The organism is Floccifex sp. (assembly GCF_051873555.1).
In the GTDB taxonomy this organism is placed as follows: Bacteria; Bacillota_I; Bacilli_A; order Erysipelotrichales; family Erysipelotrichaceae; genus Floccifex.
Map to the genome: position 1 here is coordinate 1 of NZ_JBJEEY010000121.1, position 7,456 is coordinate 7,456.

Sequence of the window (7,456 nt, forward strand, 5' to 3'; positions counted from 1 at the left end):
ATATCCCTGAAATTGACATTATTGACGTACAATTATCAACTTTTTAGTTGAACTTGGCGAAAAAAATTATTTTTTTGTTGACTCTTCCCTTAAATGGAGGGCTTACAATTCAAATTGTAAAGAAAGAGAGGATACAAAATGATTACATCAATTATTTCTGTACAAAATCTAACAAAATCATTTGGAAATCATATCGTTGTTCAAAATCTTTCATTTGATATACAAAAAGGAGAAGTATTTGGCTTACTTGGACACAATGGAGCCGGGAAAAGCACAACCATTGATATGATACTTGGATTAAAAAAACCAGATCAGGGGAAAGCTTTGATTTTTGGTTTAAACGCAATGGAAAATAGAAAACAAGTATTTGAAAAAGTAGGCGTTCAACTTCAAAATACGAGTTATCCATCGGCTATGAAAGTAGAAGAAGCTTGTATAGAATATGCATCTCTATATGAATATCCTCTGGATTATGAATCTTTATTGGAACAATTTCATTTGATGCATGCCAAGCAGCAGTTTATTTCAAAGTTATCGGCAGGCCAGAAACAAAAGCTTTCTATTATTCTGGCTTTAATTGGTAATCCTCAAATTGTATTTTTAGATGAATTAACAACGGGATTGGATGTAGTTTCTAGAAGAGAAGTCTGGCATGTATTAAAGAAATTAAAAGAAAATGGATTGACCATTTTTTTAACGACACATTATATGGAAGAAGCACAAGCTTTATGTGATCGATTGTGTTTAATTCGAAATGGAATAAAGATCATAGAGGGAAGTGTACAAGACATCATTAAACAAGCTAAAAAATCAAATTTAGAAGAAGCGTATTTATATTATATGGACAAGGAGAATGGAATATGAAAAGATTTAGGACAATGTATTTAATTGAACAAAAACAATTTTTACGCTCACCTGATGTAATTATTTTTAATTTAACAATGCCTGCCGTTACTTTATTTGTGATTGCTATGATTGCAGGAAACAGGCAAGCACAAAATGGTTTGACTATGATTGAAAGCAGCTATGTGGCCTTATCAACAGTAGGCATTTGCTGCAATGCTTTTATGAGCATTCCCATTACTATTGTCGAAAATCGAGCATCTGGAATATTGAAACGAATGTATTGCAGTCCATGTTCTGTTGGATGGATTCTTGCCTGTGATATTCTTTCTTGTGCTATGATGGCCTTTTTATCTACTTTGATTTTAACAATACTGGCTATCATTTGTTTTGGCTATCAAATGAAAGGGAATATTTTCATTTATGGAAGTGTCTGGATACTAACAATGGTTTCCATGTTTTCCATTGGAATGGTTGTAGCCAGTCTATGTAAGACTGTAAAAACTATGAATATTGTAACAACACTTATATATTTTCCAATGCTTTTATTTTCAGGGGCTATGATTCCTGTTGAACTTTTTCCTGAAAGAATGCAGTTTATCGCAAAATGGATGCCACTGGGAACGGGGATACAAGCTTTAAAGAAAATATCTGCAGGATATTATCAAGATTTAATGATTCCTGTTCTTTTTCTTCTAACAATTGGAATCCTTTGTATATGTATTTCAATAAAAACATTTAGATGGGAGTAAAACAATATGGAAACGAAAGAAAAACATGCATTGTGTCTAGAAGAAGTAAAAACATATCAAATTGGAATGTTTGCTGCGTTCAATCATGTAAGTGTGAAAACACTTCGTTTTTATGAAGAAAAAGGACTTTTAAAACCATATACCATTAATCCGGAAACAGGATATCGATACTATGCGCTTTCCCAAATGCCTCAACTACAAAAGATTAATGCACTAAAAGAAACGGGATTAACATTGGATGAGATTTTAATTGTATTAAAAGGAGCCAATCAAAAAGAAATATTAATGAAAAAGAAAGCACAAATTCTTCATGAAATTGCCAGACTTACAGAACAACTGGCATCTATTGATCGCTATTTATCACAAGGAAATGATTTACTTGGACCTGTAGTAACGATTCGAAATATTCCGTCAACATTGGTTGCCTATATGGATCAAGTCATTGATACATATGATTGCTTATTCGATGATATGCCATTGATGGGAGAACTCATGGAAAAAGCTGATTGCGTTTGTCAAGATCCAGATTATTGTTTCACATTATATAAAGAACCAGGATATCAAGATGAAAACATTCATGTTCAGATTTGTCAGGCCATTAAACAAGAAAAAAAAGAATTAGATGGTTTATCTTTTCAGGTGCTTCCTTCGATTACAGCGGCTTGCAGCTATCACAAAGGTTCTTATGAAACATTGCATCAAACCTATTCTAGAATTCTATCCTGGATTGAAGAAAATGAATATGAAATTGCTGGAGAAATTCGTGAGTCTTATATTGATGGGGTATGGAATCAGGAAAAGGAAAGTGAATGGTTAACGGAAGTTCAAATTCCGATTCAAAGGAGGTAACATGGAACCAATTAAAATTATTGGATTAAGACAAAATAATTTAAAAAATATTTCTTTAACAATACCTAAAAATAAAATTGTGGTATTTACTGGAGTCTCTGGTTGTGGTAAATCCAGTATTGTTTTTGATACCATTGCAGCCGAAAGCCAAAGACAAATGAATGAAACATATAGTGCATGGATTAAAGGACGTTTACCAAAATATGAAAAACCAAATGTAGATGCGATAGAAAATTTAAATCCATCTGTCATTATTGATCAAACAAGATTGTCTGGAAATGCACGTTCTACAGTAGGAACTATCAGTGATATGTATTCTCTTGTTCGTTTGTTGTATTCAAGAATTGGAACGCCCAATATTGGGCCTTCTTCTTTTTTTTCTTTTAACAATCCCAATGGAATGTGTCCAACCTGTTCTGGAATTGGGAAAATTCTAGATTTGGATATTACTCAATTAATTGATGAAGAAAAAACATTTGATGAAGGGTGTTTCTTACTTCCTGCTTTTAAAAAAGGCAACTATTACTGGAAAATTTATCGACATCCTGAATATTTTCGATGCGATGTTTGCTGGAAATATTTAACAGAAAAAGAAAAGAATTTTCTGTTATATGGAAATCCAGTAAAAGGCAAGCCAAGAATAGAAAAGAAAGTAGAAGGTGTATATAACCAGTTCAAGCGTCTTGTATTGATGAAAGGAGAAGATGAACAGACAGACAATACAATGAAGAAAATCAGTCGCTATACGTATGAGTGTTTGTGCCCGGATTGTAAAGGAAAGCGACTCAATGACAAGGCATTATCTGTAACCATTAATGGTCTTTCTATTTTTGATATGTGTCAAATGGAATTTTCCGATTTAAAAAATGTATTAGATCAAATTAAAGATGTAAGAGCCACTTCGATTATTGAACAACTCAAAGCTTCATTAAATCGAATGATTGATATTGGATTGCCTTATTTATCTATGAACCGAGAAAGTTCAACATTATCTGGAGGAGAAGCCCAGAGATTAAAACTGGTACGCTATATGGGAAGTTCTCTATGTGGAATGATTTATATTTTTGATGAGCCAAGTACAGGTATGCATCCAAGAGTTGTATATCGAATGACAAATTTATTACAAAATCTTAGAGATAAAGGAAATACAGTATTAGTTGTTGAACATGATAAAGATATTATTTCGATTGCGGATGAAGTCATTGATATAGGGCCTCTTGCCGGAAAAAATGGAGGACAAATTTTGTTTCAAGGAAGTGTTCAAGATTTAAAAAATAGTGGAACATTAACAGGGAATGCACTTTCCAATCAATTATTTGTTAAAGAAACAGTTCGAAAACCAAAGTCATTTCTTCCAATTCGAAATGCTTCTATTCATAATTTAAAAAATATAGATGTTGATATTCCTGTAGGTGTATTGACAGTTGTAACAGGTGTTGCAGGGAGTGGAAAATCTTCTTTGATTCGAGATGTATTTGCTCAACAATATAAAGACCAAGTAATATTAATTGATCAAAATACAATCAGTGCAACCAATCGATCCACGGTTTGTACGTTTCTTGGTTTTTTTGATGAAATTCGAAAAGTCTTTGCCAAAGAAAATCAAGTTGATGCGGGTTTATTTACATTTAACGGAAAAGGAGCGTGTCCGTATTGTAAAGGAAAAGGAACAATCACAACAGAATTGGTTTTTATGGAACCTGTCACAATGGTTTGTGAATACTGTAATGGAACAAGATATAGTGATCAGGCATTGAAATATACTTATAAAGGAAAAACAATAGTTGATGTATTAAAGATGAGTGTAGAAGAAGCTGTATCATTTTTTGAAGACAATAAAAAAATCAATCAAATGTTATCTGCACTTATGGAAGTTGGTCTTTCTTATATTTCATTGGGACAACCATTGTCTACGTTTTCCGGAGGAGAAAGACAAAGAGTAAAACTAGCGCAGAATATTCAAAAAAAAGGAAATATATATATTTTAGATGAACCAACCACAGGTCTTCATTCCAGTGACATTGAAAAAATCATAAAGATATTAGATGGTTTTGTGAATCGAGGAAATACGGTGATTGTGATTGAACATAATATTGATGTAATGAAATTAGCAGATTATATTATTGATATTGGACCAGATGGAGGAACAAAAGGAGGGCAAGTCGTATTTTCGGGTAGTCCTAAACAAATGTTAGAAGTCAATACAATTACAGCTGAATATTTGCGAAAATAAGATCACTTTGTGGTCTTTTTTTTGAATATAAAATTATAGGCGAAATACAAAAATTTGTTTATAATAGAAAAGGTTTTTTAAAGAGAGGAAGTATTATGAGAAGGATGATTGATTTTTTTAAGTCCAGTATAGAATCCAAAAAAAGTGTAAAATGGATTGAGCTAGTTGCTCTATGTTTATTGTTTCTGTGTTCGATTTTTTCTTTTGGAACAGGAATGACAAAAATTCATTCCAATGCTGGGCAAATCACATTTGTAGAATCGATTGAAATGGTTCGAAATGTAGAGGAAGAAGATTTTGATGAGGATTATACGGTATGTGATGTTGAATATACCAATGGAACTCAATCCATGATTATTTCGTATTCATATGATGATTATCTTCAATTAGATGGAAATACAATTAATGCTTATGTATTTGAAACGGAAAATGGAACGAAATTGTATTTTGATCATAAAGATGTAAGTACACAAGAAATACGGGAATCGTATAAACAGAAAATGGCCAATGATACTATGGCAATCTTTAATTTAGGAACTTCAACATTGATTTTATTTATTTCTGTTTTGGTTATGTTTTTGTTTGCGAAACAATTTACAACCTATGAAAAAGTATGGTTTCTATCCATTATGGTTTTGGCAACGATTTTTTCTGTGATTTTCCCAGAAGAAAGTGCCAATGGCGTTAATGGAATTGTCATTATGTTGTTGTATCTATTAGATACATTCTTAAATATTTTATGTGAATTATTGATTTCAAAACAATCCAGATATAATTTTCTTGTTTCAGTTTTAGTTGAAATTGTAGAAATTGTCATGTGCATTGTTTTAATGTATCGATTCGCTACGATGGTGACAACTTTATTTTTCTGGCTTCCAATTGATATTTTAAGCTTTGTCAACTGGACAAAGCATAAAGACGATCAGGAAGATCAGTTAACAGCGGTTCGCAGTTTAAAAGGATATCAGGAAGTATTGGTTATTTTAGCGATTGTTGTATGGACAGTTGTAGTTGGATATTTTTTAAGTGGATTGGATATTGCCACAGATTTCTATCACAATAAAACATTAGAAACGGCAGTTATCTATATTGATGCTTGTGCATCGGCTGTAGGTGTTGCCAATGGATTGTTCATTTTCTTTCGAATGCGAGAACAATGGATTGCCTGGTACATTTGTGCTTTCTTAGAATCCATTATTAACATAATATCTGGTCAATATGTTTTATTAATTCTTAAGCTGGGTTATTTTACCAATACAACGTATGGATATATTAAATGGAGTCGATATATTAAATCACATAAAGAAGAAAAACTTACATTGTTCTGATTTTCTTGAGTTAAAAGTATAAAACTGATACAATTAGAAGCGATAAAAAGATAAATAGGAGTGATGAATATGCCAATTAGTGCAGGAGATTTTAGAACAGGATTAACTTTAATTGTTGATGGAGATCCTTGGCAAGTATTAGATTTTCAACACGTGAAACCTGGTAAAGGGGCTGCGATTTTAAAAACAAAAATGAAGAACTTAAAAACGGGTTCAACACAGGAAAGAAACTTTAATGCATCTACAAAATTTGAACAAGCTAATATTTCAAAGAAACAGGCTCAATTTTCATATGCAGAAGGATCCATTTATAATTTTATGGACAACGAAACATATGATATGTATGAATTATCAGAAGAGCAGGTGGGATTCAACAAATATTTTATTGTAGAAGGAATGGAAGCTTCTTTGATGTTTTTTGAAGGAATGTTGTTAGCTGTATCGGTTCCAGAAAAAGTTGAATTAACAGTTGCGACTTGTGATCCAGCAATTAAGGGTGCCCCAACAAACCAGACAAAAGATGCTGTAACGGAAACAGGACTTGCTCTTCGTGTTCCTCAATTTATTGAACAGGGAGAAAAAATTGTTGTTTTTACAGCGGATGGAAAATATGCAGGAAGAGCTTAATCAAGCTCTTTTTTTCTCAATATGAATCAAGTTGTATTAATAACAGGGGCTGCTAAAGGAATTGGAAAAGCCATTGCGCTTGAATTAGCTAAGCATCAGTATGACATTGTCATCAATTATGTGCATTCACAATCAGAAGCTGAAACATTAAAAGAATTCATTGTAAGTGAATATGGGGTGCGTTGCATGGCAATTAAATGTGATGTTTCAAAAGAAGGACAAGTACATGAAATGGTTTCTTTTGTTGAAAAGGAAATGGGAACTGTGGATGTGTTGATTAATAATGCTGCCATTGATTTATCAAATTTATTTCATTTAAAAACAGCAAATGAATTTCGAAAAACATTGGATGTTAATGTTGTAGGTGCTTATAATTGTGCAAAACGCGTTTATAAGGGAATGCTGGAAAAAGGATATGGGCGAATTATTAATATCGCATCAACTAATGGAATCAATACATATTATCCTATGTGTTTTGATTATGATGCTTCCAAAGCGGCTTTAATTTCTTTAACACATAATTTGGCATTTGAAATGGGGCCTTATATTACAGTCAATGCCATTGCACCGGGATTTATTGGAACAGAAAATGAATTAGAAGGATATGATGAAGAATTTTTAAAAGAAGAACAAGAAAAAATATTGGTTAATCGATATGGAAAACCAGAAGAAGTGGCTTATTTGGTAAGGTTTCTAATCAGTGAACAAGCTAACTTTATCAATAATAGTATTATTCGAATTGATGGCGGACAAAAAGGGAGTTGTTAAGACAATGTCATTAAGTTAAAAATCAAAAAAATAATAGAACTGAAGAAAAAAATGAA

7 protein-coding genes are annotated in these 7,456 nt (G+C 32.2%); all 7 read left to right on the top strand.

Annotation, left to right across the window (positions count from 1 at the left end; all coding sequences use genetic code 11):
* The first annotated feature begins 138 nt into the window (after positions 1–138).
* The 7 genes from ACI32A_RS07020 to ACI32A_RS07050 all read left to right on the top strand — a co-directional run bounded on the left by ACI32A_RS07020 (position 139) and on the right by ACI32A_RS07050 (position 7,400).
* Positions 139–864, top strand: coding sequence for an ABC transporter ATP-binding protein (locus tag ACI32A_RS07020; protein WP_439754327.1), 726 nt, complete (start codon positions 139–141; stop codon positions 862–864).
* Positions 861–1,595 carry an ABC transporter permease gene (locus ACI32A_RS07025; RefSeq protein WP_439754328.1) on the top strand — a complete coding sequence of 245 codons (735 nt, stop codon included), beginning with the start codon at positions 861–863 and terminating at the stop codon, positions 1,593–1,595. Before ACI32A_RS07020 ends, ACI32A_RS07025 begins: the two co-directional genes overlap by 4 nt.
* A gap of 6 nt (positions 1,596–1,601) precedes the next feature.
* Positions 1,602–2,444 (top strand): MerR family transcriptional regulator, encoded by an 843-nt coding sequence (locus ACI32A_RS07030; RefSeq protein WP_439754329.1) that lies wholly within the window; start codon positions 1,602–1,604, stop codon positions 2,442–2,444.
* Between the two features lies 1 nt (position 2,445).
* Positions 2,446–4,677, top strand: a complete 2,232-nt coding sequence (locus ACI32A_RS07035) for an ATP-binding cassette domain-containing protein (RefSeq protein ID WP_439754330.1) — start codon at positions 2,446–2,448, stop codon at positions 4,675–4,677.
* 95 nt (positions 4,678–4,772) lie between these two features.
* Positions 4,773–6,005: a nicotinamide riboside transporter PnuC gene (gene pnuC, locus ACI32A_RS07040; RefSeq protein WP_439754331.1), complete on the top strand. Its 1,233-nt coding sequence runs from the start codon at positions 4,773–4,775 to the stop codon at positions 6,003–6,005.
* Positions 6,006–6,074: 69 nt separating this feature from the next.
* The gene (efp, locus tag ACI32A_RS07045; protein ID WP_439754332.1) at positions 6,075–6,632 is read left to right on the top strand and encodes an elongation factor P; all 558 of its coding nucleotides are present in this window, start codon (positions 6,075–6,077) and stop codon (positions 6,630–6,632) included.
* Between the two features lie 21 nt (positions 6,633–6,653).
* Positions 6,654–7,400, top strand: a complete 747-nt coding sequence (locus tag ACI32A_RS07050; protein ID WP_439754333.1) for an SDR family NAD(P)-dependent oxidoreductase — start codon at positions 6,654–6,656, stop codon at positions 7,398–7,400.
* Positions 7,401–7,456 lie beyond the last annotated feature (56 nt).